Raw genomic sequence first — 26,779 nt, forward strand, 5'->3', positions numbered from 1 at the left:
GGGGCCGGGCTCGTCGTTCAGACGCCTCAGCGAAGGTCGAAGCGGTCCGCGTCCATCACCTTGGTCCACGCGGCGGCGAAGTCCTGGACGAACTTCTCCCGCGCGTCGTCGCTGGCGTAGACCTCGGCCATCGCCCGCAGCTGCGAGTTGGAGCCGAAGATCAGGTCGACCGCGGTGGCGGTCCACTTGACCTCGCCGGTGGCGGCGTCGCGGATCTCGAAGACGCCCTCCTCGTTCTCCGACGCCTTCCACTCCGTGCCCGGAGCGAGGAGGTTGACGAAGAAGTCGTTGGTCAGGACGCCCGGCTGCTCGGTGAGCACGCCGTGCGCCGTGCCGCCGTAGTTGTTGCCCAGGGCGCGGAGGCCGCCGACGAGCACGGTCATCTCCGGAGCGCTCAGGCTCAGGTTGTAGGCCTTGTCGACCAGCAGGGTCTCCGGCTGCAGCTTGACGCCCGGGCGGACGTAGTTGCGGAAGCCGTCGGCCCGGGGCTCGAGCCACTTGAAGGAGTCGACGTCGGTCTGCTCCTGCGTGGCGTCGGTGCGTCCCGGGTGGAACGGCACCGTCACCTCGACACCGGCGTCCTTCGCCGCCTTCTCCACCGCTGCCGTGCCGGCGAGCACGATCAGGTCGGCCAGCGAGACCTGGGCGCCGCCGGCCTCGTTGAACTCGCGCTGGATGCCCTCCAGGCGCTCGAGCACCGGGGCGATCCGCTCGGGCTGGTTGACCTCCCAGCTGCGCTGCGGCTCCAGCCGGATGCGGGCGCCGTTGGCGCCGCCCCGGTGGTCGGTACGCCGGTAGGTCGACGCCGAGGCCCAGGCGGTGGAGATCAGCTCGGAGACCGAGAGACCGGAGTCGAGGACCTTGGCCTTGAGCGTCGCCACGTCGGCGTCGCCGATCAGCTCGCCCTCGACGGCCGGCACCGGGTCCTGCCAGATCTGCGGCTCCGGGACCCACGGGCCCAGGTAGCGGGAGACCGGACCCATGTCGCGGTGGAGCAGCTTGTACCAGGCCTTGGCGAAGGCGAGACGGAACGCCTCCGGGTCCTCCTTGAAGCGGCGCGAGATCTTGTCGTACTCGGGGTCGAAGCGCAGCGCGAGGTCGGAGGTGAGCATCCGGGGCTCACGGCGGGGGTCACCCTCGTGGGCGCCGGGCACCAGGTCGTTGCCGGCGCCGTTCTTGGGCCGCCACTGCTTGGCACCGGCCGGCGACTCGAAGAGCTCCCAGTCGTAGGCGTAGAGGATGTGGAAGAACTCGTTGTCCCACCGGGTCGGGTGGTAGGTCCAGGTGACCTCCAGGCCCGAGGTGATGGTGTCGCCGCCCTTGCCGGAGCCGTAGGCGCTCTTCCAGCCCAGGCCCTGCTCCTCGAGCGGTGCGGCCTCGGGCTCCGGGCCGACCAGCTCGGCGTCACCGGCGCCGTGGGTCTTGCCGAAGGTGTGGCCACCGGCGATCAGGGCGACGGTCTCCTCGTCGTTCATCCCCATCCGGGCGAACGTGACGCGGATGTCCTTGGCCGAGGCGATCGGGTCGGGGTTGCCGTTGGGGCCCTCGGGGTTGACGTAGATCAGGCCCATCTGGACCGCCGCGAGGGCGTCGTCGAGCTCGCGGTCATCCGCGTAGCGCTCGTCGCCCAGCCAGGCGTCCTCGGGACCCCAGAAGATCTCCTCGGGCTCCCAGATGTCCTGACGGCCGAAGCCGAAGCCGAAGGTCTCGAAGCCCATGTCCTCCAGGGCCACGTTGCCGGCCAGGACGATGAGGTCGGCCCACGAGATCTTCTGGCCGTACTTCTTCTTCACCGGCCACAGCAGGCGGCGGGCCTTGTCGAGGTTGACGTTGTCGGGCCAGCTGTTGAGGGGGGCGAAGCGCTGACCGCCGTCGCCGCCACCGCCGCGGCCGTCGTGCACCCGGTAGGTGCCGGCCGAGTGCCAGCTCATCCGGATGAAGAGGCCGCCGTAGTGACCGAAGTCGGCGGGCCACCAGTCCTGGGAGGTGTGCATGACCTCGACGATGTCGCGCTTGAGCGCCTCGAGGTCGAGCTCCGCGAACTTCTTCTCGTAGCTGAAGTCCGGGTCCAGCGGGTTGATGTTCTCGGAGTTGGTGTGCAGGACCGAGAGGTCGAGCTGGTTGGGCCACCAGTCCTTGTTGGTGCGGGGGCGCCCGCCCGTCTTGGGCTCGGGCGAGTGGATCCCCGGGTTCTCGCTCTCGCTGCCGTGCGCGGCCGCGGAGTCGTGCATGACCGGGCAGCCACCCTCGGCCTTGCGGTCGACCCCCTGGGGGCTCTGCGGCGTGCTCTTGTCCTGGTCGTCGGTCATGTGTTTCCTTCCGGCTGGATGTGCCCGGGGCTGGTGACGCCCCGGGCTCTCGTGGCGAGTTCGTGCGGGTGGTGCGGGTCGGTACGGGTCGGTGCGGTCATTGCGGGGTGGAGACGGTCGCGCAGTCGGGGCAGGTGCCCCAGTAGACGACCTCCGCCTCGTCGACCGTGAAGCCATGGTCGTCGGAGGCGGTGAGGCACGGCGCGTGGCCGACGGCGCAGTCGACGTCGGCGATGGCGCCGCACGAGCGACAGACCACGTGGTGGTGGTTGTCGCCGATTCGGGCCTCGTAGCGTGCCGTGGCCCCGGCGGGCTGGATCTTGCGGACGAGCCCGGCCTCGGTGAGGGCGCGAAGCACGTCGTAGACCGCCTGGTGCGAGACCGCTCCGAGGTCGGAGCGGACCCGCTCGATCACGGCGTCGGTGTCGAGGTGGGGCTCCGCGTGGACGGCGGCCAGGGCCGCCACCCGCGGTCGGGTGACGCGTAGGGACGCGCCGCGCAGCACGGAGGAGAAGTCCGTGGTCATGGTCGTCAGCATGCAACGTTTTCTGGAACGAGTCAAGATTGCGCGGCCTGGCCGGCGAATCCGGCCGGATCACTCGGAGGGCTTCTCCTCCCAGGACACGGCGACCTTCTCGAACCCCTTGTGGCGCTGCATCCGGGCGTAGCCGGCATACGCCCGACGGTCGGCCTCGGTGAGCTCGACGTTGTCGGTGAAGGGGGTCAGCAGCGCCCGCGGCCAGAGCCGGCGGGCCAGCACGACGTTGATCTCCATCGCCAGCACGGCCATCACCGCGCCGAGCCACAAGAAGCCCATCAGCCCGAGGACGAGCCCGAAGGTCTTCGTCATCGAGCTCGCGTCGACCAGCACGTGCTCGACGTACCTGGCTCCCAGGAACTGGAGCCCCTGCCACATGACGGCCAGCGAGAACCCGCCTGGGGCGGAGCGCCTGAAGGAGTGGTGGCCGGTCGCCGCGAAACGGAAGAGCAGGGTCAGGAAGGTGCCGACCACCGCCACGGAGACGACCGGGAGGAACGGCTTGATGCCCCCCGCCACCGCGTCGCCGAAGAGGTCGGTGGTGCTGACGACCGTGGAGAGGACCGACACGGTGGCCAGCGAGAGCCCGGCGGTGACCAGCAGCACCAGCGTCTTGACCCGGGCGTAGACCGGGTTGGGGCGGCTGTTGCGCGGCACCGACCAGGCGACGTGCTGGGTGTTCTGCAGCGCCTGCCCCAGGCCCTGGCAGCCGTAGAGGGCGGCGAGCCCGCCGACGGCGACACCCGAGACGGAGCCCTGCAGCCCCTCCGGACGGCCGAGCTCGTCGCCGATGATCGGGAACTGGGCCAGTGCGGAGTCGAGGATCGCCTCCTGCCACTGGGGGTGCCCCTGGAGCACCAGGCCCAGGATCGAGGAGCCCAGCAGCATCAGCGGGAAGATCGCGACGAAGGCGTAGTAGGTCAGCGCGGACGCGAGGTAGGGGCCCTGGTCGTCGAAGTACTTGTAGACGACGGCGAGCGGGAAGCCGACGACGCCGTGCCGCCGTTGGAATCCGTCCATCGCTGAGACCGCGTCCACGCTCGGAGGCTACCGGGCTCCAGGCTGGATCCCCGGTCGCCGCGGGCAGAACGGCCCCCTGGATCGCCGCCGGGGTCGGGGCCTCCCCCGTCCTCGCCCCGCCTTCCGGTGCTCCAGTCCGCGGACCGATCTCTGCGACCGGCTGCGCGTCGTGCCGCTGTGGTAGACACGGGCGGGCGGGGGCCGGGGAGCCCGCCGTCGCCACTCGAGCCGACTCGGAGCACGAAGTTGAAGAAGCTGACCGCCACCCTGACCAGCCTCGCGGTCGCCGCGGGCCTCGCCGCCACCGCTGTCCCGGCGCAGGCCGCACCCGTCGGCGTGGCCGCAGACCCGCCCCAGGTCTTCCAGCTGAGCAAGCGGGGCCTGGAGACGAACTTCCCCGCCTTCACGTCCTACTTCGTCCCCGTCGCGGCCACCGGGGCCTCCGCCACCCCCACCTCGATCGACGCGGCGGGGGTCGCGACCCCGGGACCGGTGCTCGCCTTCTCCGGCGACCGCAGCCTCGTCGCCGAGGGCGGCACCATCCACCAGGGCGGGGTGGCGTACACCGCCGGGAGTCCCGCGGGCGAGGCGGTCGCGCAGGGCGTCCGCGCCTGGGTCCTGCCCGGGTTCGCGGGGGTCGCTCGTCCTGCGCCGGGGGTCGCCGGCGAGCTGGTGGAGTCCGCGCACCCGATCCGGCTCTACGAGAAGCAGGCAGCGGAGATCACGGCCGACCCTGACATCTCAGGGACCGTGGCCATCACCGCGCGCACCGAGACCACGCCCGAGAAGTACGCGTTCGTCATCACCGACGTCGACACCGTCGAGGGCCAGCAGCTGGTGACGGTCACTGAGTACGACCTCACCGTCACCTCCCCGGGGGTCGACGACCCCAGCGCGCGCCGCGGCACCCTCGACAGGGTCGCGATCTCCGAGACGGTCCCCGTCGGTCAGCCCGCCGCCAAGAGGGTCTACACCTACACCTACGGCCCCAACAACGCCGTCGCGGTCGACCCTGCCGGCTACGTCCCGGGAGAGACCTACGACCAGGTCACCGCCACCACCGTCGCCAACGCCGGCTTCAAGCGGACCGTGAAGAAGATCCGGGCCCAGGTGGCCAAGAAGGCGAAGAAGAAGGGTGCGAAGAAGGCCCGCAAGGTGCTCGCCAAGAAGGTCTCGAGGTGGGTCTCGACCGACAACAGCACCGGTCTGAGGTCCTCGAAGGTGAAGAAGGGCAAGGCCACCCTGCGGGTGGCCAACCCCTTCACGGGCACCCAGCAGGTCGCCACCCTCAAGATCCGGGGCAAGTTGGTCAAGGCGTCGAAGATCCGCACCCGCAAGAAGTAGCGCCGGGGCCCGCGGGATCGGCCGGGGGCTCAGGCGCTCATCAACAGCTCGGGGCGGCGTCCCCGGCCGGAGACGAGCAGCGTGAGCAGGATGCCGGCCAGCGCGTAGGCCGCCAGCACCAGCAACGGCCGGGCCAGGTCGTCAGAGTCGAAGTAGACGATCTGGCGCACCCCGTCGACACCGGCCCCGGTCGGGATCCAGTCGCCGACGACCCGCCAGAAGGTGGGCATCACCCCGGCCTGGAACGCCCCGCCCGCGCTGGGGTTGCCGATGATCACGATCAGCAGCAGCGTCACCCCGATCCCGATCACCCCCAACAGCGCCTCGAGCCCGATCGCCAGGGCGGCGATCGAGAAGGAGACCGCGGAGCCGAGCAGGCCGAGCTGCCAGAAGTGCCCGCTCTGGGCGTCGAGCATCGGGCCGACGATGGTGGCGCCCCCGAACCCCGAGGCCAGCGCATAGGGGACCAGCGCGGCCAGCCGGAGCGCCGCGATGCGGACCGACTGGGGTCGGTCACCGCGCGCGAGGGCCACCACGGTCGGGAACAGGTAGGCGCCGACCGCCCAGCCGACGACGAGGTAGAAGCCGGTGAGCCCGCGGGCGTCGCCCTTCTCCAGCGGGACGAGGTCGTCCTTCTCCACCGTCCGCTGCTGCTCGGCGACGACCTTGGTGAGCACCGCGCTGGCCGCCTCCTCCTCGGAGACGCCGCCTCCCGAGGCGATGAGCAGCAGGTCGCTGCTCTGCTCGGGGCGCAGCACCAGCGCCGCCACCTGGTCCCCGTTGCGGACGTCGTCACGGGCCTCGTCCTCCGAGCCGGCGAGGGTGGCGTCGAGCGGGTCGCCGGAGAGCTTGTTGAGCTGGGCGACGAGCTCCTGCCCCTGGGCCTGGGCCGCCTCCGGCGCGACCACCTGCACCTTGAGTTCGTGCGGCTTCGGGTCGTGGAAGGCGCCGACATAGCTGTAGATGAAGGCGAACTGGAGGAAGAGCACACCGAGGACCCAGGCGACCGCCCGGATCATGGAGCTCTTCGGGTCGATCGCCAGGGCGGGCGTGTCCCCACCACGCGGGCCACCCGCGCCCACGTGGCTCCCGGATCGTCGGGGCGTCTCCTGCGGGGTCCGTTCGGCTGTCATGGCCTCTCCTCCGGGCATTGCGCCGGTTCCACGCGAACGTGGCGCGGACGCCGTACGGCGCAGCAGCTGCCCGTGGGCCCGAGCCCTCTCGCTGCTCACTGTAGGGCGGTTCGGGCCTCCCGGCACCGGGCACTTCGGCCCGGCCGAACAGCCCCCCTGGGTCCCGAGACCGGGCCCCACCAGGAGCGGCCGTTCAGCGCCTGTTGCGGGGGTGCTGCCGAGCCACCCGCTCGTTGCCGTGCCGGTAGTTCCCGGTCCACCGAGCCATGGCCAGCTGGGGATCGCCCTCGACCTCGGCGAGGAACTCCGCGGCGCGGCCGCCTCGCAGCTTCGCCGCCACCCGGCCGTGGTGCGTGATGACCACGCTGCCGTCGGCCCGGCTGACGTACTCGAATCCCTCCGGAGAACCACCCACGTGCTGGATGGTAGTCCTTCGCCGGGCCATCGCTCACCGACGCAAAGGGACCGGTGAGTCTGCGAAGATCTCCGCTGAATTCTGCGAAGACCCCCTGGTTGGTTGGTGAGGGCTTCCCTGAAATGCTCCGGGCGGGAATCTAGGCCCTGCCGCCCACGGGGGCTGCGCGTTGCACGCGCAGGACCAGAAGTTTGCACACGCTCCGCACACGCCCTGTCCCGTCAAGCGCCTACAGCTTGGTCCCGTGCCCTCAGGGCTTGAGCGCCTCGCTGAGTGCGGCGAGCGTGTCCTCGACGATGCGATAGAACGCCCACCGTCCGCGCTGCTCGCGGATGACAAGTCCGGCGTCGACGAGCTGCTTCATGTGATGAGAGACCGTCGGCTGCGACAGGCCCACCGGGTCGGTGAGGTCGCAGATGCAGGCCTCGCGGTCCGGCTGGACGGCGATGAGAGAGAGAAGCCGGACCCGGGTGGGGTCACCGAGAGCCTTGAACAGGCGCGCCAGCCGCTGTGCCTCGTCGATGTCGAGCACGCCGCCCGTGACCGTCGAGCAGCACGCCGTCGCAGCGTCGTTCGCGTCCAGGACCGGCAGGGCTGTGCGGGTGGGCATGGGTTCCAGTGTGCCAGACGTATTGACAACCGTCGATAGATCGAAGAACCTCGATACATCGACATCCGCCGATGCGTCACTGAAGGAGCACGTCCCATGACCACGAACACCCCCGCGCCGACCCCGGACGACGTACGCGAAGAGGTCCGCAACCGCTACGCCCGGGCCGCGACCGCGGTCGTCGGCGGCGCCAGCAACACCGAGCTCAACGACGCACTGCAGATCGTCGACGACAACTGCGGCACCTCCTCGTCCTCTTCCTGCTGCGGGGGCACCACCGGGACGGCCGACGACGTCTTCGGCGCGGCGCTCTACGCCAGCGTCGACCAGAACGCGCTCCCCACGGAAGCGGTCGCGGCCAGCCTCGGCTGCGGCAACCCGACCGCGGTCGCCGATCTGCGTCCCGGCCAGCGGGTCCTCGACCTCGGCTCCGGCGGCGGCATCGACGTGCTCCTCTCCGCTCGCCGCGTCGGCGAGACCGGGTTCGCCTACGGCGTCGACATGACCGATGAGATGCTCGACCTAGCGCGCGCCAACGCCGCCAAGGCCGGCGCGACCAACGTCGAGTTCCTCAAGGGCACCATCGAGGACGTCCCACTGCCCGACGCCTCCATCGACGTGGTCATCTCCAACTGCGTCATCAACCTCTCCGTCGACAAGCCCAAGGTCATCGCCGAGATGTTCCGCGTCCTCACCCCGGGCGGACGGATCGGAGTCTCCGACGTCGTCGCCGAGGACCACCTCACGCCGCAGGATCGCGCCGAGCGTGGCTCCTACGTCGGCTGCATCGCCGGCGCACTCTCCCGCAGCGAGTACCTCGACGGCCTCGCCGCCGCCGGGTTCACCGACGCAGAAGTCGAGTTCACCCACGAGGCCGTCCCCGGCATGCACGGCGCGATCATCCGCGCCACCAAGCCGACCCAGACCGCCACGTGACCGAGACGACGGACGCGCCGTAGCCCGGCGACGCGCTATCCCGACCGCGTCCGCATGCGGCGACGAGTCGCGTTGACCGGTGGACCATCCCAACCACCCGCCCGATGACACGCTGCACCCGCACGTGCTTCCTGAGAGCGCAGGGGCGATCAAGCACGTCGAGCGCCACACGCACCGCAGCCCGGGGGGCAGGACCAACGACGAAGGGCCCTGACCGTGTGGTCAGGGCCCTTCGTCGTCAGAGGCTGTGAGGGACCCTCGACCGCCATCCCATGTCAGGGAGCAATTTCAGGCGATTTCAAGAAGGCCCTCCTGGTGAGGGCTTCCCCGAAATGGAGTTTCGCGGCTGAATCGAGGCTTGTTTGTCGCCAGAGAACACGTGCCGCACACGCTAGGACCCAAGTTTGCACGCACTCTGCCGACTGACCGCAGCGCGGTAGAGCCCGCCGAGGTACGCAGGGCAGTCGGACACATTGATAACGAACTTGCACCATCAGTCAATCGGGTCGAAATGAGTGTAGTGGCGCCGAATGACGGAGGTCGGAACAAGCACCCCACCGGGCGTGTACCGCCAACTCGCGTCCGCAAGGATCGTGTTCACCACGACCAGTGCGCCATTGGCATCGGGAACGCTCGCTCCAGTTGCGGCCGGAGGGGTTAGCGCCAGCTCCGGCATGCCAGTCGCGTACTCCAGTAGCACCTTGACCGCATACCCGACCGGACGCTCTCGCCACCGGTGCAGTTGAAGCCCGACGCCAGAGACGTCCTGCCGAAGCGGGGAGTCCGGCACGGAGAGGTGCCGTGCAAACGCGTCCCGGACGTCATGAAGCACGACCTTCGCAAGTGCCATCGTCTGACTGTTGACGGGCACATGAACCAGGACCGCGTTGGTGATTGGGTCGCGAACCAGCGCGGGCTTGAGACCTGCGGTGATGCCGATCCGAGGCGGATGTGGAGTGACAGCCGCTTCCTGCAGGGACCTAGCCAACGCGATGGGGTTTGACTTCAGTGAGGCGCTCATCCACCGCTCTCCTGACCCGAGGAGAAGGTCTGCCTTCCACGTTTTGGTGGTGGCATCGCGTAGAAGGTTTGCGACGTGGGGTGGACGCCCGCGACGGCCCGTGGCCAGCGTCGCCCGCTCCGGCAACTCAGGCGAAAAGGCTACGAGCCGGCCAGGCTCGGCCGCGACGAGCACAGCCTGAGGCTGGTCAGTTGGCATCTGTGCCAACGAAAGCGCGTCGACAATGAGTTCAGTGACTGCCGGATCACCGCTGTTGACGGCAAGTAGCAGCGCCCACTCAAACACGTCGCCGGTTAGCCCCGTGTCATCGCCGCGGAAGGCCATCGCCAGCGCATGGATTGGAAGGTCCTGTCGGTGGCTGACTCCGAACAGTTGCAACTTCTCCTCGCTCACCTGCTCGGCACAGGCCAGCAGCACAGCGGCTAGAACGAGCGCTAGCTCAGGAGCGAGTTGCTCCGGCGTGACTCTGTCCCTCCGGAGATTGACTGCCACTATCTCTTGACCCTGCACGGGGCCGATCTCCACGAAGGTTCCTGGAGTCACCGGGTCCGCTTCTGTCGCATTGGGCACGCTCGTGGTCACGCGGCGGAGTCTGGCACGGAGGTGCCCAATCGTCGTTCGGGGAAGCACAGGAGCTTACAGTCGACGGTCACCGACGCGAACCACAAACGTCGATCTGCGGCAGTGCGGTGCGGCATGGGCGACGTTCCGCGTCTGACGTCGTGCCCTGACCTTCGGTGACCGACCATCGCGCTCAGACGGCAAATCGGCCGCGCAGACAAGGCAGTCGAGCGGCCTGTGTGGTCCTCGGGCACCTTGACGGTTCGTGGTCGGGACACGGGGAAGTCACGATCGTCATGTCGTCGAGCTCGGTCATGGCTTTCAGGAAGGTACCCCCGCTCGAATCACTCGCCTGGATCGCTCACCTTGAGGAACGCCCCGTGAGGGCAAAGGATCCTCGAGCACCGTGCGACATGACTCCGCCGTCACCCGACGGTGGCGAAGAGAGGGGGCCGCAACTGCAGCACGGATCGGCCGCATTGACAGTCCCATTCATGTAGCGAAACCACCCGTGCGACTCCGTCAAGGGCGGCTCAGGCGGTGCGATCGCCGAGGTTCAGTGCCAGACTCCGATCGTGGCCGAGAGTGGACCGAAGGAACTAGGAGACGGGGTCGATGTCCTCGACCCTGCGCAACTGATTCGGATCCAGGCCACGCATCGCGGTTTCACGTATCAGGGGTTGTACGCGGTTTCTTGCTTCCTGATGATGGACTCGAAATCGACAACAGCGATAAGCGTCGAACTCGACGAAGACATCGAGTTGCAGCGCCCCGAAGGGCGGATCTATGTGCAGGTCAAGTCCAGGGGTCGCGCCCTTCGCTACGGCGACATCAAGGAAGCGCTCGGTCGGTTCGCCTCCATCAGCGCCGAACACGCCGCAGGGAATCGTGCTGGGAGCGCTCGCTTCGCCATCGTCAGCAACAGCGCGCCAGGCCCGGGACTGACGAAACGGATTCGTAGCGGTGGGTGGCCCAACGACGTCGCCGTTCTCTGGCCCGGTGATTCGGTGGGCGACACGGGCTTCGACCTGCCAGCCCCCCAACCTGATCTCTCACACGCCTTGGATGCCTGCGTCGCGCAGGCGGAGGCAGTTCCGTTCTCGAATCTGGCGCCCATGACGATCGTGCTCAAACTGTTCGGCTTCGCTCAATACCTCAGTACTGGACACGACGGGAACACGGTCACTGATGGCGAGATTCTCTCGCTGCTCGAGCAGTTGGTGTACCAAGTTCAGGATTTCCCGGAGCCGCCTTCGGTCTACCTAGCCCAAGCGACCGAGCCGGAATTCCTTCCCGACGACCGAGTCAAACTTGTTGTGGGAGTATCCGGATCGGGAAAGACATCCTGGGCTTCATACTGGGCCCTGCAGCATCCCCACCCTGCCGTGTACTTCGACGTCGGTGACCTGCCAGGTGCCGCAGTGGCATCTTCGCTCGCTCGTGAACTGGCCGCACGGTTTCTTCCCGCATCGGAGGGTGAGTCGGCACCTAGGATCCCTGCCGGCAGCGGACTGGAAATCTTGAGATTCTGTGCGCGCCGCCTCGTAGATGGAGGCCGCCAGATGACAGTGGTCTTAGACAACACACATCGGCTCTCAGGTGCGACTGCTCGGACCTTGGTCGAAGCCATGCCTGAGTTCACCCTCATTCTGCTGGCTCAGCCGTGGCCGGGCGAGAGCGAACTCGCAGCGGTTCTCCAAGTCGAGGCCGAACACCTCGCTGGTTGGTCCTTGGATCAGGTGTCCGCGGTGTTCGCCGAGGACGGGTGCCGGCTAGCCGTCTCCGAGGCGGACCGCATCCTGCGGTTGACCGGTGGTGTGCCGCTCTACGTCAAGGCAGCCGCGCGTCTTGCTGCGCGTGAGTTCTCAGGACAAGTACGGGAACTCCTGGACGCTCTGGAGCAGCGGAGTACCCCTCTCCAGACTGTTCAGGAAGTGCTTCTTGCCGCAATGTTCCAGGAGGTGCCCGAGCGCGCGCGCCTAGTCGCGTCGCTGCTCGAGATTATTGAGGTCCCGCTGGAGGTCGACAACGTGGGGAAGTTGGCGAATACGTGGGGGCTCCGAGCCGACGAGGTCGCGGTGGCGGTTCGCCAACTGGTGCGCGCGGGTGCGGCTGTCAGGATTGGCCAGAATGCGGTGAAGCTCCATGACGCATTCAGGCTGCTCGCTCGCGATCACCAGGCGCACCTCGGGCCCGACATGGTGGCTGCGGCACGCGAGGCGATTCTCGAAATGTTGTTGGGCCACGCACCGGTAGGTTCGTCCATCGACCGCATGGGTCTGCTCGTGCGAATGCTTGCGCTGACGAACCGGCAGGAGACGCTGGTGGAACTGGCGACGATGGAGGAGTTTCATCAAGTGGGCGCAGCAGGCGAGGTGCGCACGATCCTGGAACAGGTCGCTGTTCACGGCGAAGTCGCGAACCTTCGATTCTGGGCATTGGACGCGTTGGCGTTCTGGGACTACCGCGATCGGTCCTACGCCACCTTCGCGCGGTGGGTTGATGAGATGGAGCAGATAGACGATCCGGAGGCCAGGGATCGCGAGGCCGCAGAACTGGCAATGAAACAGATGCTCCGGGCTGCACTGGCGGGCGACCGCGACGGGGTCGATGTCTGCTACTCCCGCGGCGCGGGAGCCACCGACGGCACATCGAATGTCGGCAGGATCCTCCGCTACAACTACGCCCTGGCGCTACATCAACTTGGCTTCGCGAGCGAGGTCGAAGGCATTCTCCTCCCGCTTGTCGAGGAGTACCTACAGGCGCTGGGCCTGACCGCCCGGGACCTGTTCCTCGTGAATGATCGCGAGCTTCGGAACAAGGTGACAGACACTCAAGATGTTGAGGATCTCCTCAGACATCTGGCGGACTGCCTCTATCTGGTGGCCGTTGCCCACGACAACCCTGGCGAGGCCGGGCTGCGGTTCATCCATGCCATGAAGCTCTACATGGCATCCGGCTCATGGGACTCGGCAATCACCTCCGGACAAGACGCGGCTGACGAGTACGCCAAGTTTGGCGACATCAAAGGGGCACTGATGGTTCTTGAGAACTTCGTGCTGCCCATGGTCACCCATTACAAGCTAGTGGGACGTCTCATCGCCACTCGGAGCCAGCATGCCGTTTTGCTCGCGTGGGACGGCGAAATCGACGAGGCTCGGGCCGAACTGGAGAGACTGTCCGTCTATGAGCTAGTCGGAGACCAGCGCGCGGAGCTCGCCAATCAGCGAGCGCTGGTTGAACGGATCGCGCGCACATCTGTGGGGCCCGCCCGCGAGGAACTCGACGGCTGACGAATGCAACGACCGCGTCAAAGGCGTATCAATTACGACCTGCACTCGATGTCCGTCCGGTTTGACGGACTGGAGGCGTCAGCCGCGGAGTACGGTGCGGAGTTTCCGGTCCACGGAAGACTCCAAAACCCACATGGCGCTGGCTACGTCTCGACGGTGGACTGCATGTTGGATTCAGCGCGTACGCCTTCACCGGCAGGCGAAAGTCACGGTGGCGTCGACTGTGCCCGTCAACGGGTGGTGCGACCGGCCCTCCTTATGTCCCAACATCTCAGAGCATCTGCTAGATGTGAGGAGCGGGCTCACTAGCTGACGATCGCCTCGAGGGTGCGCATCAGAAGGCACCGCCCGCGTCCACCGCTGCCTCGTAGAACGCGTCCGCCAGCGCAAGAACGACGCCGTTGATCCCGGGGCCGTCGCTGAAGAAGTAGTCGGCCATCGTGTTGTGGGCGCCTTGATTGTCGATGACCGCCTCGGTGACCGCGGCATGGAAGTCCTGGGACTCCAGGAACTGCTTCCTAGAGTTCACCTGGGTCTGCTTGACCAGGTCCGGGTAGGCCAGCAGCCGCTGGACCAGGCCGTTCACGAACTCCCGTACCTGGGACTCAGTGAAGGACTCCGCACCGAAGAGGTCGTTCATCCTGTCGATGACGACCTGCAAGGCGACGTACTTAGGTTCCTTCTTCGTGCCCGTGCCGGCGGCGCTGATGCCCTTGAGCTGCCCGTCACCGGTCAGGGAGATGTCGACCTGGGCGCTCTTGGTGTGCTTGACGCCGACGAGGACCACGTCGGAGAGGTCGACCTCCGCCGCCCAGGAGGTCTCGTCGATGACCCGCTCGAGCAGACGAAGGTAGATTGAAAGCATCTCCAGGTAGGGGTCGCCGTAGTCGACGATCTGGCTCATGAAGTCGTAGAGCCGGACGTAGGTGGAGACGTCCTTGCGGAACAGGTCGAGGGCGTTGAGGGTGACCTTGTCGTCCTCTTCGAGCGCCCGGGCGTAGCGCCGCGCGAAGTCGTGCTGGGCGGGGCTGATCGCCGCGGACAGCGCGTTGTTGCCTTTCCGGGTGACCCACAGCTCAGCGACCTTGCGGACCTGGTCCTCGGTGTAGATGCCGGTCTGGGCGAGCTTCGTGGCCAGGTGCACGACGACGTAGGGGTCGGTCTCGGTCTCGAGGGTGGCGTTCTTGAAGTACGGCTCGAAGGCGGCCTTGATGTCCTCGGGCTTGTTGACGAAGTCGATCACGAACGTCTTGCGCTTCTGCTCGCCGATGGCGCTGCGGTACGTGCGGTTCAGTCGCGACAGCGTCTGCACCGCGGTCACCCCTGACAGCTTCTTGTCGACGTACATCGCGGAGAGCAGCGGCTGGTCGAACCCGGTCTGGAACTTGTTGGCGACCAGCATGATCTTGTAGGTCTCGCCCTTGAACGCCGCGGCGAGGTCGGCGCCGGCGCCGGGGTTCATGTTGGCCTCGGTGAACTCGTCGTCCTTGCTGGGCGTCGGACCCCAGTCGGGTGCCCAGACCTCGTCCTCGTCCATGCGCACCGCCCCGGAGAACGCCACCAGGGTCCGATAGCTGTAGGAGGGGTCCTCGGCGGCCCTCTCGGCGATGTAGGCGTCGATGGCCTTCTTGTACTTCACCGCGGCCTTGCGTGAGTCAGTCACGACCATCGCCTTGGCCTTGCCCTCCAGCAGATGGGCGACGTTGGCGTGGAAGTGCTCGACGATGATCCGCACCTTCTGGCTGATGTTGGTCGGGTGCAGCCGCACCCACCGCATCAGGCCCTTGCGGGCAGCCCCCTCTTCCACCTCGCCGTCGCTGTTGGCGTTGCCGGCGATCTTCAGGGCCGTCTCGTAGGCCTGGTAGCCCTTGAGGACATCGAGGATGTAGCCCTCCTCGATCGCCTGCTTCATCGAGTAGAGGTGGAACTCGCGCGGCTTGCCGTCCGGCCCCTTGCGCCCGAACAGCTCGAGCGTCCTGTTCTTCGGGGTGGCCGTGAAGGCGAGGTAGGAGATGTTGGGCGACTCAGCCCGCTCGGCCATCTCCGCAGCCAGGATCGACTCGACATCGACCTCGCCGCCGTCCTCGATCTCCTGGATCTCCTCGGCGGTCAGGACCTGCTTCAGCTTCGAGGAGATCTGCCCGGACTGCGAGGAGTGCGCCTCGTCGGCGATGACGGCGAACTTTTTGCCCTTCAGTCCGGCGTCGGCCCGGATCTCCTCCAACGCGTACGGGAACGTTTGCACGGTCACGGCGATGATCAGCTCGCCGTTCTTCAACGCGCTCGCGAGAAGACTGGACTTCGACTTCGCCCCGGCCTTGCGGACATCCTCCGGACTGATGGTGGCCACGATCTTGTTGCCGTCGAGCTGGCGGATGGCGTCCTGGAGCTGCCCGTCCAGGACAGTCCGGTCCACCACCACGATGACTGAGTCGAAGACCTTCTTGTTGTCCACGTGGAGCCGAGCCAGCCGGTGCGCGGTCCAGGCGATGGTGTTGGTCTTTCCCGACCCGGCCGAGTGCTCGATCAGGTAACGCTGCCCGACGCCCTCCTCGCAGACCGCGGCCACGATCTCGGTGACTGCCTCCCACTGGTGGAACCGGGGGAACAGCATGCTCGTGCGACGCACCGAGGTGCCGGTGGCGACGTCCCACTCTTCCTTGGTCTCCACGAGCATCAAGCGGCCGATGATGGTGAGCCAGGCGTCCTTCTCCCAGACCCGCTCCCACAGGTACGCCGTCGCCGAGCGGCCGTCCGAACCGGGCGGGTTGCCGGCCCCCGCGTCGTCGCCGATGTTGAACGGCAGGAAGTGGGTCTTCTCCCCCTCGAGCCTGGTGGTCATCGCCGCTAGGTCGTTGGAGACCGCGAAGTGCACCAGTGCCCGGTGCCCGAACGACAACAGCGGCTCCGACCGGCCGTTGGTCAACGGGTTGCGGTTCTTGCGGTACTGCTGGATCGCCTCTTCCAGCGACTGAGTGAAGTGCGTCTTCAGCTCCGCCGTCGCCACCGGGAGCCCGTTGATGAACAACACCAGGTCGATGCTGCGCTGGTCGGCGGTGGAGAAGTGCACCTGCCGCATCACCCGAACCCGCATCGCCGCGTAGTGCGCGTTCGTCGTGTCGTTCAGCGTCGTCTCGGGCCGGAACTGCGCCATCTTCAGGCGGCCGCCGCCGATGTACGGCACCCCGTTGCGCAGAATGTTCAGCGTGCCGCCGCCGTGCTCCAACGGCTTGTCGAGCGCCGTGGTCAGCACGTCGAGGAACTTCGCCGGCGACCCGGCCGCCTTCAACGCCCTCTCGTACGCCGCCGGCTGGGTGACCTCGAGCCACGCGAACAGGTCCTCCGGGAAGAGCGCCCGCTCGCGGTCGTAACCCACGTCCTTGGCCGAGCACAGCCACCCGTGGGCCGCAAGGTCGTCGCAGATCTCAGTCTCGAACACGACCTCGTTGTGGTCAGCCGTCATGCCGCCGTCCGTACGTCGATCTGACCCGTCACTGCCGCCGTGATCAACGCTGACCGGCGCTCCTTCGAGAGTTCAATGAACCGCTGTGTCTCCGCTATGAGCACATCAATCTTCGCGGTCTGGTCATCCAGGTACGCCGCGATGAGACGTTGTTCCGGCACTGGCGGAACGGCCACGGGCAGTGAGCGGATGGCGGACACATTGATGCGCCTGAAGGTGCTGCCGATCATGGCTCCCTCGATCGCGTACCGCGCCTCAGCCCCGTTCAGGGCATAGCGGAGGAACGCAGGGTGGACGTCACTCTTTCGGCGCAAGAGCACGGTCTCCTGCCCCATCGCGAAGGCGGGCAAGTCAGCTGTGACGACCGACACCAACCCCACCGAGACATTTCGGATGAACAAGAGGTCGCCTGCTCGAGGCGCCCGATCGCCGGTTCGGAGGTGATCGAAGAACTCGGCCGTCGTGTACTTGCAAGCCGAAAGATCGACCGTCGTGCCTTGACACTCTTGGATGCTCGCAACCGGGAATCGGCGATCGTCTTCGACGAACTCAGCCGTCACATGAGCGCAGTCGATGACATCCACGAGTCGGCGCAGTTGCACCCGGTTGGAGGTCGCATCCAGTACCGCGTGGGAAACGACGTCTCTACGCCGTCCGCGCAGCATCTCGATCAGGCGCTGCTGCTCTTCGATGAGTGTGTCGATGCAAGCCGTCTCCCTGTCGAGATAGTCGGCGATGGCGCGCTGCTCGGGAGGCGGTGGGTAGGGGAAGGAGATGCGGTTGATGTCGCGCTGAAAGAGATGCGGAACCCCCATACCTCCGCGCAGGCGGTCGAAGATCGACTGTGCGTAGCCGCTTGCGATGAACCAGTAAAGGAATCTTCCGTCGAGTTCCTGCGCTGGCGTTAGAACTGCGATCGAGCCGTTCACGGTTGCTGGTCCAGGCAGGTCCCGCACGACATTGACTGTCCCGATTGTGTTGCCATCCTTCGTCAGAAGAACGTCTCCGTTACGCAACTTGATCTCTGGGGACTCTTCGTAACGTTCTGAGGTGATCTTGTTCGCAGCGTGGTAAGCGATTTCCGAGCCCTTGATGTCTGGCGTCGAGAGCATGGGGATCCCCTCATCCACGTACTCGTCGGCGGTCAGACCCTTCCAGCCAAGCCGGGCCCGCACCCAGACTTCTCGGCCGACTACACGCTCCGACCACTCGCTCGGAATCGCATCGAGCCATTCCAGATCTGTCTCTTTCCGGACGCGGCTCATCCCTCGACCTCCCGGAGGAGGTCGAGGATCTTGGCGACCTGCTTCTCCAGGTCGGCGTCGATCTCGGCGAGAGGACGAGGGGGAACGTACTTGTAGAAGTGGCGGCTGAAGGGGATCTCGTAGCCGGTCTTGGTCTTGGTCCAGTCGATCCAGGCGTCGGAGACGTGGGGTTCCACCTCGGTGTCGAAGTAGGCCTGGATGACCTGGGTCTTGCCTGCGGCGCCGGCGGTGGATCCGCCATAGGTGAATGGCACATTCTCGGTGTCGCGCTTCTTGCTGTCCGGCTTGGGCTTGCCCTTGCGGTCCACCACCGGGTTGCCGTCATCGTCGAGGAGCGGCCGTTCGACGGTGATGGTCCAGTAGCCGAACTCGTCGTTGGACAAGACCTTGGAGTGGTCGGGGTCGGCATCGGTGAAATCGGCGTACAGCCGGAGCACCTGGGCACGGTCCGCGTCGCTAATCTCGCGGTTCTTGGAGCCGAGGGTCTTGCGCATCTTGGTCCAGAACGAGGTGCCGTCGATGAGCTGCACGAGACCCTTGCGGTCGGGGTGCTTGCTGTTGTCGAGGATCCAGATGTAGGTGGCGATGCCGGTGTTGAAGAACATGTTGGTCGGCAACGCGACGATGGCCTCGACCAGGTCGTCTTCCAACAGCCACTGGCGGATGTTGGACGGGCCGGAGCCGGCACCGCCGTTGAACAGCGGTGAGCCGTTCATGACGATGCCGACCCGGCCGCCGCCGTCTTCTGGTGCCCGCATCTTGTGGGCCAGGTGAAGGAGGAAGAGCATCTGCCCGTCGGAGGTGGCCGGGAGGCCGGGGGCGAATCGACCGTAGGGGCCGGCTTCGTCGCGTTCCTTCGTGACGGCCTTGGCGTACTGCTTCCAGTCGACCCCATACGGCGGGTTGGACATGGAGAAGTCGAACCGCCGGCCCGTGAATGCGTCGTCGGTGAGCGTGTTGCCGAAGGCGATATTGGTCGCGTCGTGGCCTTTGGCGAGCAGATCGGACTTGCAGATCGCGTAGGACTGCGGGTTGTACTCCTGGCCGTAGAGGGTGAGGCGCGCGTCGGGGTTCTGGGCCAGCAGGTGTTCCTCGGCCAACGACAGCATCCCGCCGGTGCCGGCCGTGGGGTCATACAGCGTCCGGACGATGCCGGCCTCGGTCAGGTCGGCGTCCTTCTCCGCGAAGAGCAGGTCCACCAGCAGCTTGATCGCGTCCCGCGGGGTGTAGTGGTCACCGGAGGTCTCGTTCGCGGCTTCGTTGAACTTGCGGACGACGTACTCGAAGGCGTCGCCCATGTCGGAGTTCGTCACCTTGTCCGGGTGCAGGTCCACGGAACCGAACGACTTGACGATCTCCCGCAGGAGTCCGGCCTTCTCGAGGGCGAGGATCTCCTTCTTGAAGTCGAAGTATTCGAACACGTCCACGTCGGCGGAGAACCGGTCGACGTAGTCGGTGAGGTTGTCCACGAGCCCGTCGGCGTCGGCCAGCAGGTTGGCGAACCCGTAGTTGGACGTGTTGTAGAAAGGCCGGCCGGTGGCCTTGGCGACCTCGACCTTGAGTCGGTTCGGGTTGTCGAACTTCGCGGCCAACTCCCGCACGGTGTCGCGGTCGGGTTCGAGGATGCAGTCGAGGCGTCGCAGGATCGTGAACGGGAGGATCACGGTTCCGTACTGGTTGGGGCGGTAGGGGCCACGGAGTTGGTCGGCGATCGACCAGATGAAGCTGCCGAGCGTGCTCATCGTGTCGCCTCGCCACAGGTACCCGGGGGCATCTGCTGACGCTCCCCCAGTTTCGTGTCGCTGACGCTTTCCCGAATCGGCATGGGGTCATCTTGGCCCATCGCCTTTCCGCCGGCAGACGAAGCCGGGACTGTGCGCACAGAGAGCAGGCAGACGACAATGCATCACCTCCTTCCGGTCGACTGCCAGTCCGCGCGTGCGTTCACGGCGCTGTTGCTCTGTTGAGTTCTCAAGGTCCCTGCTGAGCCGAATGCTGCCCCGCGGCCAGTGAGCGCAACTGTCCGTCGAAGCCCTGGCTCGGCAGTCGCTCCCTACGGACGGTGCAGAGGGCAAGTGGGAGCTCTCCTACGCGCTGCGCTCGGCCGTCGAGGCAGTGTTCGGCAACATCAAGAACCGCGGCACCGAGGACGTGCGGCGCGGGTTCGTCCAGGTCGTCGGTCTGCCACTCGTCACGCTGGCTGTCGCCGCAGCGGCCGCTTGCTACAACATCCGCATCCTCGAGAAGCACAGCCGCGAGGCCGGTGAGCGGATCGACAGCCCGCTGATGAACCACCCCCTCGAAGGAGAGGTGATCGAGATCCTCGTCCTCCGTGGCGACGAGGTCTTCGAGCACGTCGCGCGGCTCGAACAGACCGCCGCATGAGGGCTCGTGGCGCGAACAGCGAGAGGGCCCCGACCACGATCGTGGTTGGGGCCCTCTCGTTCGTACTGGGGCTGGTGGAGGCCTTCCGAGCAGCCCCCCAATTCGGGAAACTGTTCGGGCCCATTTCAAGGAGGCCCTCCTGGTGGAGCTGCGGGGAATCGAACCCCGGTCCTCGAGCGTCGATCCAGGTCTTCTCCGGGTGCAGTCCGTGTTGTCGCTTTTCTCGGCCCCGACGCTCGCACGGACACGTCGTCGACAGGCTCAGTCAGGAAAAAGTCCCGCTCACCCCTCCTGACAGGAGATGAGCAGCTAGTCCTCTAGATGAGGCCTGGGTCCGGGACGAGGACGGATGCCCGGTCAGACCCTTCGATCACTGCTCAGGCAGCGAGAGCGAAGTCGTTGCGATTAGAGTCGGCAACTGTGTTTTCCAGCGATCGTTTACGAGATGACGCTGGCTTCTCGACCCGCTTCCCCTGGAACTAACGTCCCAAGTCGAAACCGATCAGCCCCTCTTGAGTTGTACTGGTGGCAACGATAACGCAGCGCGGTCGATTCCCCCACCCGGTCAGGGCGCGACGCCCGCCCCGTGACCGTGCAGCACCCGTACGAACTCCTCGGCGTACGCCCGCTCACGCAGGTCCTTGACGGTGTTGCGGCTCATCCGGTTGATGTGCTCGGTGCTGACGTTGCAGCGCAGGTCCCCCATCGGTCCGACCAGCCGCACGTCGGCGCCGTCGAGCTCGAAGAAGCCGCGGCGCCGCGTTGCCAGCTGGTGGCACGGGACGGACCAGGCCGGCACCGTCGCGGCGTCGGGGATGAAGGAGAGCACGCCCGCCTCGAGGCGGAAGGTCCCGAACGTCCGGCCGCGCAGGCCCATGCCCCGGCTGCCCAGGACCACCCCGTTCCACACCCCCACCGGCGACATCGGGTGCCCGGCACCGGGAGGCGCGGAGAACGCCGGCCCCGCCGGCGCCGCCCAGCCCTGGCGCTGAGGACGCCGCCGGAAGGCGAAGACCAGGATCCCCACGATGAAGAGCGTCACCGCGAGCCAGGCGGTCATGATCATCAACGGCAGCATCGTCATCACGGGAGGCACTGTAGGTACTCCACAGGACCAGGGAAAGTCTTGTGCGTCTATTCGAACATGCGTACGATGCAAGTAATACGTCAGGTCGCTGGCGTTGGCCGGAGCGGAGAGGGTCTCCGGCCCTGCACGACCCCACGATGATGCGCGATCCGACCGTGAGCCGACCGGTCACCGTTGCTGTCCGGGGAATCACTCGTCGATTCCTGCCCGGAGGCCCTCGTGGACACCCCACCGCTCCAGACCGGTAGCCACCCGGTGCTGGTCTGCGCCGAGCGCCTGGGCGCCGCCCTCGACGAGGTGGTCCACCTCGACCCGGTCTTCATGGAGCTCGCTGCCAAGCGGGAGGCGCTGCTGGCCCTCGACCGCGTGGCCTCGCGCCTGGCCGCGCTCCGGCTGCGCCTGATGGCCGGCGCCGGCGACGTCGCCGATGCCGAAGGACACCGCGACGTCGCCTCCTGGCTGAGCGCCCACACCCGGGGCCACCGGGGCACGGCACGCCGCGAGCAGCGCCTCGCCCACGCCTGCGACACCCGCTGGCAGCGGGTGGGTGCGGCCCTGAGCGCCGGCCTGGTCAACGTGGAGCAGGCCCAGGTGATCGCCCGAGCCCTCGACGACCTCGCCCGCAGCCTGCACGACCTCACCGGAGACGACACCGTCACCCCACCGATGACGCCGGCCCAGGTCACCGACCTGCTGAACCAGGCCGAGGCCCACCTCCTGGCCCGGGCGGCCGAGTTCGGTCCCCGCGAGCTGGCCCGGCTCGGCGAGCGGATCCTGGAGGTCCTGCTTCCCCACGTCGCCGAAGCGGCCGAGGCCGACCGCCTCGCCCACCAGGACCGCCACGCCCGCCGCGTCACCGGCCTGAGCAGCCAGCGCCTCGGTGACGGCACCACCGTGATCAAGGCCCGGGTCCCCGACGCCGTCGCGACCCGCCTGCTCACCACCCTGGAGGCCTTCACCAACCCCCGCAAGCAGCACCACCGCGCACCGGACGGGCCTCACCGGGCCACCGACGCCACCGGGCAGGACCTGCCCTATCCCGTCCGCCTCGGGCAGGCGTTCTGCGCGCTCCTCGAGGGCCTCGACCCGACCCGGCTGCCCCTGCACGGCGGCACCGCCACCAGCCTGGTCATCACCCTCGACCTCGCCACCCTCACCCAGGGCCTCGGCCACGGCACCCTGCCGACCGGAGAGGCCCTCAGCCCCGGCCAGATCCGCCGCCTGGCCTGCACCGCCGACCTCATCCCGGCCGTCCTCGGCACCGATTCCCATCCCCTCGACCTCGGCTTCACCGCCCGCCTCTTCTCACCCGCCCAACGCCGCGCCCTCGCCCTCCGCGACACCCACTGCCGCGCCCAGGGCTGCGAGATCCCCGCCACCTGGTGCGAAGCCCACCACCTCACACCCTGGACCCGACAAGGCCCCACCGACCTCGAAAACGGGCTCCTCCTCTGCTCCCACCATCACCACCTCGTCCACGACGACCGCTACCTCCACGACCGCCTCCCCAACGGCGACATCCGCTACCGCCGCCGCAGGTAGGAGCCCGCATGCGGCCGGTCAGCGACCGAAGATCCCGATGGCGTTCTCCCAGCACACGGCGCGGAGCCACGCCCGGTCGAGGCCGGGGTGGCGCTCACCGAGGCGCTCCAGCGACTCCAGCTGATGCACGTAGGGATAAGGGATGTTCGGGAAGTCGGAGCCGAGCAGCACCTTCTCCCCCAGGTCCACGAGCCGCGGCAGCAGCGCGTCCGGCCACGGTCCGCCCATCTCGTCGAAGAAGTCGGTGAACGCCATCGTGGTGTCGAGGCGCACGTGCTCGTAGGACTGCGCCAGCGTGGTGAACTCCTCGTACTCCGGCGCCCCCATGTGGGCGATCACCAGCGCCAGGCGCGGGTGCCGGGCGAGCAGCTCGGCGACCGGGCCAGGCCCGGTGTACGGGGTGGGGACCGGGCCGCTGCCGGCGTGCAGCACCACCGGGGTGCCCGCCTCGGCCACCACGCCCCAGGCCTCGTCGAGGAGCGGGTCGGTCACATGGAACGCACCCACCTGGACGTGCACCTTGAACAGCTCCAGGCCGTCCTCGATCCGGCGCCGTACGTAGTCGGCCGCCCCGGGCTCGGGAAAGAAGGTGCCGCAGTGCAGCGCCTCCGGCGTCCGCACCGCGAAGTCGTGCGCCCAGTCGTTGAGGAACTCGGCCATCCCCGGCTTGTGCGCGTAGGGCAGCGCGGAGAAGTGCCGCACCCCGAAGGAGCGCAGGAGAGCCGCCAGGGCCTCGTCCGTGTCGCGGTAGCGCAGCGGCCACGCCCCGCCGATGAGCGGACCGGCCGCGTCGAACTGGGCCCGGACCTTCGCCATCACCCGCGGGGGCAGGAAGTGGGTGTGGACGTCGAAGAGCCCCGGGAGCCCCATCCGGTCGATCCAGGCCCGGACGGCGGCGGCGTCCTGCTCTGGCGTCTCCCGCCCGTCGGCGTCGCGAGGGGGCACCCCTTAGTCCTTGTAGCCCTTGAGCCGCCGCTGGACGGCCTGCTCCTTCTCGCGGTTGGCCTGCCTCTCGGCCAGCGAGTGACGCTTGTCGTAGGACTTCTTGCCCTTCGCCAGCGCGATCTCGACCTTGGCCCGCCCGTCCTTGAAGTAGAGCTGCAGCGGCACCAGGGTGTAGCCGGAGTCGGAGACCTTGCGCTCGATCTTGCTGATCTCGGAGCGGTTGAGCAGGAGCTTGCGCTTGCGGCGCGAGGCGTGGTTGGTCCAGGTGCCCTGGCTGTACTCCGGGATGTGCACCTGGTGGAGCCAGACCTCGCCCCCGTCGACCTCGGCGAAGCCGTCGACCAGCGACGCGCGACCCTGGCGCAGCGACTTCACCTCGGTGCCGACCAGCACGATGCCGGCCTCCCAGGTGTCCTCGATGTGGTAGTCGTGCCGCGCCTTGCGGTTCTGCGCGATCGTCTTGGTGCCCTGCTCCCTGGCCATGGGGCTCATCCTCTCAACAGTGCGCAACCGGGTTCCCACAGGGCGGGCCGAGCCGACCCGCCCCCCGCCCGCGGTCCCGCCGGGCAGGGCACCCGGGAGCTCTCAGAGCCAGCCGCGCGGGTCGACCGCCTGGCCGTTGGCCATCACCGTGAAGTGCAGGTGGCAGCCGGTGGACCAGCCGGTGCTGCCGACGTAGCCGATGACCTGGCCGCGCTGCACGCTGGCGCCCGTCCCCACGGTGTAGCTCGTCGCGTGGTTGTAGACGGTGGCGAGCCCGCGGCCCGCAGCGACACCGTGGTTGAGCACCAGACGGTTGCCGTAGACCGAGGAGTAGTAGGACGAGACGACCCGCCCGTCGGCGGCGGCGTAGAGCGGCTCGCCGCAGTCGGCCGCCCAGTCCTGGCCGTCGTGCAGGCCCCAGTAGCCGTAGATCGGGTGGGAGCGGTAGCCGAACGGCGAGGAGAGAGTGCCTCCGCCGACCGGAGGGTTCAGGAAGCCGCCGCTGTTGCCGGGCGGGCCCGACTGCTGCGCCGCCCGGGCGCGCTGGGCCCGCAGGGCCGCCAGAGCCAGCTGTCGCAGCTTCTCGGCGAGCGCCTTCTCCTCGCGCTCGAGCTGGGCCAGCTCGGCCTCGTCGGCCCGCCGGGCGGCTGCGGCCTCCGCGTGTGCGTCACGTCGCTCCCCCACCAGCGCGGCCACCGACTCCTTGGCGGCCTCCGCCTCGGCCTGGTAGCCCTGCATCTCCACGAGGTGGTCGGCCGCGGCCTGCCGCTTGACCTCGACCGCCGCCTTGGCCTCGGCGACCCGGGTCTCGCGGACCGCGAGCAGCACCTCGGAGGCCTGGAGCTGCTGGTAGGCCCGGGCCTCGCGGTCGACGATCGCGTCGCGCATCTCGCTCTGGCGGGTCAGGTCGGCAGGGGTGCGGGCGTCGAGCAGCGAGGCGAAGGCGAGCAGCTCGGGGTCGCCCTGCTGGTACATGTCGGCGATGGTGGCGGCCACCTGGTCGCGCTGGACAGCACGGTCCGCCTGCCCCTGCGCGAGCTCGGCCTGCGCCTGCTCCAGCGCCGCGGTGGCCTCGGCCAGCTCGGCCTGCATCCGGGCGTCACGCTCCTGCGCGGTGGCGACCTTGGCCTCGGCGGCGGCCAGGGCGACCTGGGCGGCGCCGAGCTGGTCGCGGGCCGTGGCCAGGGCGGCGCTGGCCCGCTGCATCCGGCGGCTGGAGGAGTGCAGCTCGGACTCGGCGTCCTCGATCCGCTCGGCGACCTTGCGTCGCTTCTTCTTCAGGTCGTCGGCACCGGCCTGCGCGACACCGGAGTGCATGGCCATGGAGCCCTGCGCGGTCGTCGACGCGGTGGCCGCGCTCAGCTCGCCGACAGCGAGCGCGCTGACCGCCAGGGTGCTCGCGAGCAGCGCGGAGCCCGTGCGGCGACGCGTGGTACGGGGGAAGGGACGCACCGTGTTGCCTTCGATGTTCGGGGAAGTGAACTCGACGACGGTAACCGAGCGCGGTCAGACTTTGAGGTATTTGCGCGTCAGCACGAGTGTCGGGAGCAGGGTGAGCACCGGACCCAGCAGCGCGATCGCCGCCACCGCGGTGCCGTACTCCCCCATCCCGATCCACGGCATGAACTTCAAGTCGTCGGCGGTGCGCTCGTGGATCCCGAAGTACATGAAGGCCCCCAGCGCCCCGGCGGCCAGCGCCACCCCGATCAGCGCGGTGACCAGGGCCTCGAGGAGGAACGGCAGCGTGATGTAGAGGGTGGAGGCACCCACCAGTCGCATGATGCCGATCTCCTTGCGCCGGGCGAAGGCCGCCAGGCGGATGGTGTTGCCGACCAGCAGCAGCGCCGCGAGCACCAGGAACGCCGCGGTGCCCAGGGCTCCCCACTTCAGCGCGTTGATCGAGCCGTAGATCGGCTTGAGCGTCTCGCGCATGTCGCGGATGCCGGAGACCCCGTCGAGCCCCCGGACCGCGGAGACGATGCCCTCGTACTCCTCGGCGTTCTTGAGCTCGATCCAGACCGACTCGGGCATGTCCTCGGCGGTGGCCGCCGGGTTGGGGCCCTCGAAGCGCTCGGGGCCGACCAGCTCCTTGACCTTCTCGAACGCCTCCTCCTTGGACTCCAGGTGGTAGCCGGCCACCTCGGGGTTGTCCTCGACGACCGCCACCAGGGCGTCGCGCTGGGCGTCGGTCACCTCACCGGTGCAGGCCGCGGAGCTGTCCTCGGCCTTGCAGAGCCACACGGTGATCTGCAGCTGGCTGCCCCAGTGGGCGGCGGCCTTGTCGGCCTGCTGGTTGAGCAGCACGCCGAGCCCGACCAGGGTGAGCGAGACGAAGAGCGTGAGCACCACCGCGAGATGCATCGACAGATTGCGCCGAAGCCCTTGACCGAGCTCGGAGAAGACGTAACGCAGCTGCATGGGGGGTTGTT

The 26,779-nt window shown here is 67.8% G+C and carries 20 protein-coding genes and 1 other RNA gene; 5 read left to right on the top strand and 16 right to left on the bottom strand.

Features of this window, described 5'->3' with window-relative positions:
- Nucleotides 1-26: 26 nt before the first annotated feature.
- The 3 genes from katG to AC4BGE_RS02615 form a co-directional block, all read right to left on the bottom strand.
- Nucleotides 27-2,309, bottom strand: a complete 2,283-nt coding sequence (gene katG, locus AC4BGE_RS02605; protein WP_490569642.1) for a catalase/peroxidase HPI — start codon at nt 2,307-2,309, stop codon at nt 27-29.
- Between the two features lie 97 nt (nt 2,310-2,406).
- Complete coding sequence (locus AC4BGE_RS02610) at nt 2,407-2,835, bottom strand: Fur family transcriptional regulator (protein WP_490569641.1); 429 nt, start codon at nt 2,833-2,835, stop codon at nt 2,407-2,409.
- Nucleotides 2,836-2,904: 69 nt separating this feature from the next.
- Nucleotides 2,905-3,885, bottom strand: a complete 981-nt coding sequence (locus AC4BGE_RS02615; RefSeq protein WP_490574241.1) for a YihY/virulence factor BrkB family protein — start codon at nt 3,883-3,885, stop codon at nt 2,905-2,907.
- Between the two features lie 228 nt (nt 3,886-4,113).
- Between AC4BGE_RS02615 and AC4BGE_RS02620 the strand changes: the two genes are divergently transcribed.
- On the top strand, nt 4,114-5,211 hold the full coding sequence (locus tag AC4BGE_RS02620; RefSeq protein WP_490569639.1) for a hypothetical protein: 1,098 nt from the start codon (nt 4,114-4,116) through the stop codon (nt 5,209-5,211).
- Between the two features lie 29 nt (nt 5,212-5,240).
- Here AC4BGE_RS02620 and AC4BGE_RS02625 read toward each other — a convergent pair whose 3' ends face one another.
- The 3 genes from AC4BGE_RS02625 to AC4BGE_RS02635 all read right to left on the bottom strand — a co-directional run bounded on the left by AC4BGE_RS02625 (nt 5,241) and on the right by AC4BGE_RS02635 (nt 7,369).
- Nucleotides 5,241-6,344, bottom strand: coding sequence for an ABC transporter permease (locus AC4BGE_RS02625; RefSeq protein WP_490574242.1), 1,104 nt, complete (start codon nt 6,342-6,344; stop codon nt 5,241-5,243).
- A 193-nt stretch (nt 6,345-6,537) separates the two neighbouring features.
- Nucleotides 6,538-6,759, bottom strand: a complete 222-nt coding sequence (locus tag AC4BGE_RS02630) for a hypothetical protein (RefSeq protein ID WP_490569637.1) — start codon at nt 6,757-6,759, stop codon at nt 6,538-6,540.
- A gap of 250 nt (nt 6,760-7,009) precedes the next feature.
- A complete protein-coding gene (locus tag AC4BGE_RS02635; RefSeq protein ID WP_490574243.1) occupies nt 7,010-7,369 on the bottom strand; it encodes an ArsR/SmtB family transcription factor in 360 nt (119 codons plus the stop codon).
- Nucleotides 7,370-7,465: 96 nt separating this feature from the next.
- Here AC4BGE_RS02635 and arsM point away from each other — a divergent pair, with 96 nt between their 5' ends.
- Nucleotides 7,466-8,305, top strand: a complete 840-nt coding sequence (gene arsM / locus AC4BGE_RS02640; protein ID WP_490574244.1) for an arsenite methyltransferase — start codon at nt 7,466-7,468, stop codon at nt 8,303-8,305.
- 493 nt (nt 8,306-8,798) lie between these two features.
- Here the strand turns inward: arsM and AC4BGE_RS02645 are convergent, their stop codons facing one another.
- Nucleotides 8,799-9,908 (bottom strand): hypothetical protein, encoded by a 1,110-nt coding sequence (locus AC4BGE_RS02645; RefSeq protein WP_490574245.1) that lies wholly within the window; start codon nt 9,906-9,908, stop codon nt 8,799-8,801.
- A gap of 554 nt (nt 9,909-10,462) precedes the next feature.
- On the opposite strand from AC4BGE_RS02645, the gene AC4BGE_RS02650 reads away from it, so the two are divergent.
- Complete coding sequence (locus AC4BGE_RS02650; RefSeq protein WP_490574246.1) at nt 10,463-13,180, top strand: dsDNA nuclease domain-containing protein; 2,718 nt, start codon at nt 10,463-10,465, stop codon at nt 13,178-13,180.
- Nucleotides 13,181-13,514: 334 nt separating this feature from the next.
- On the opposite strand, the gene AC4BGE_RS02655 is transcribed toward AC4BGE_RS02650, so the two are convergent.
- From AC4BGE_RS02655 to AC4BGE_RS02665, 3 genes are read right to left on the bottom strand one after another with little or no spacing between them, the layout of a single operon-like run.
- On the bottom strand, nt 13,515-16,619 hold the full coding sequence (locus AC4BGE_RS02655; protein WP_490574247.1) for a type I restriction endonuclease subunit R: 3,105 nt from the start codon (nt 16,617-16,619) through the stop codon (nt 13,515-13,517).
- Nucleotides 16,620-16,639: 20 nt separating this feature from the next.
- Nucleotides 16,640-17,908, bottom strand: a complete 1,269-nt coding sequence (locus AC4BGE_RS02660) for a restriction endonuclease subunit S (RefSeq protein WP_490574248.1) — start codon at nt 17,906-17,908, stop codon at nt 16,640-16,642.
- Nucleotides 17,905-19,650, bottom strand: coding sequence for a type I restriction-modification system subunit M (locus tag AC4BGE_RS02665; RefSeq protein WP_490574249.1), 1,746 nt, complete (start codon nt 19,648-19,650; stop codon nt 17,905-17,907). Before AC4BGE_RS02665 ends, AC4BGE_RS02660 begins: the two co-directional genes overlap by 4 nt.
- A 373-nt stretch (nt 19,651-20,023) precedes the next feature.
- Between AC4BGE_RS02665 and AC4BGE_RS02670 the strand changes: the two genes are divergently transcribed.
- Complete coding sequence (locus AC4BGE_RS02670) at nt 20,024-20,293, top strand: hypothetical protein (RefSeq protein ID WP_490574250.1); 270 nt, start codon at nt 20,024-20,026, stop codon at nt 20,291-20,293.
- A gap of 140 nt (nt 20,294-20,433) precedes the next feature.
- Here AC4BGE_RS02670 and ssrA read toward each other — a convergent pair.
- Nucleotides 20,434-20,803, bottom strand: a transfer-messenger RNA (tmRNA) gene (gene ssrA / locus AC4BGE_RS02675).
- Between the two features lie 55 nt (nt 20,804-20,858).
- Nucleotides 20,859-21,380 carry a hypothetical protein gene (locus AC4BGE_RS02680; protein WP_490574251.1) on the bottom strand — a complete coding sequence of 174 codons (522 nt, stop codon included), beginning with the start codon at nt 21,378-21,380 and terminating at the stop codon, nt 20,859-20,861.
- Nucleotides 21,381-21,599: 219 nt separating this feature from the next.
- Here AC4BGE_RS02680 and AC4BGE_RS02685 point away from each other — a divergent pair, with 219 nt between their 5' ends.
- Nucleotides 21,600-22,922, top strand: a complete 1,323-nt coding sequence (locus AC4BGE_RS02685) for a DUF222 domain-containing protein (RefSeq protein ID WP_490574252.1) — start codon at nt 21,600-21,602, stop codon at nt 22,920-22,922.
- Nucleotides 22,923-22,940: 18 nt separating this feature from the next.
- Here the strand turns inward: AC4BGE_RS02685 and AC4BGE_RS02690 are convergent, their stop codons facing one another.
- The 4 genes from AC4BGE_RS02690 to ftsX all read right to left on the bottom strand — a co-directional run bounded on the left by AC4BGE_RS02690 (nt 22,941) and on the right by ftsX (nt 26,768).
- The gene (locus tag AC4BGE_RS02690; RefSeq protein ID WP_490574253.1) at nt 22,941-23,867 is read right to left on the bottom strand and encodes an amidohydrolase family protein; all 927 of its coding nucleotides are present in this window, start codon (nt 23,865-23,867) and stop codon (nt 22,941-22,943) included.
- Nucleotides 23,868-23,870: 3 nt separating this feature from the next.
- On the bottom strand, nt 23,871-24,350 hold the full coding sequence (gene smpB / locus AC4BGE_RS02695; protein WP_490571890.1) for an SsrA-binding protein SmpB: 480 nt from the start codon (nt 24,348-24,350) through the stop codon (nt 23,871-23,873).
- Nucleotides 24,351-24,452: 102 nt separating this feature from the next.
- Nucleotides 24,453-25,802 carry a peptidoglycan DD-metalloendopeptidase family protein gene (locus tag AC4BGE_RS02700; protein ID WP_490574254.1) on the bottom strand — a complete coding sequence of 450 codons (1,350 nt, stop codon included), beginning with the start codon at nt 25,800-25,802 and terminating at the stop codon, nt 24,453-24,455.
- 54 nt (nt 25,803-25,856) lie between these two features.
- The gene (gene ftsX, locus AC4BGE_RS02705; protein WP_490571888.1) at nt 25,857-26,768 is read right to left on the bottom strand and encodes a permease-like cell division protein FtsX; all 912 of its coding nucleotides are present in this window, start codon (nt 26,766-26,768) and stop codon (nt 25,857-25,859) included.
- Nucleotides 26,769-26,779 lie beyond the last annotated feature (11 nt).

It is taken from the genome of Nocardioides sp. Z50_6 (genome assembly GCF_058215755.1).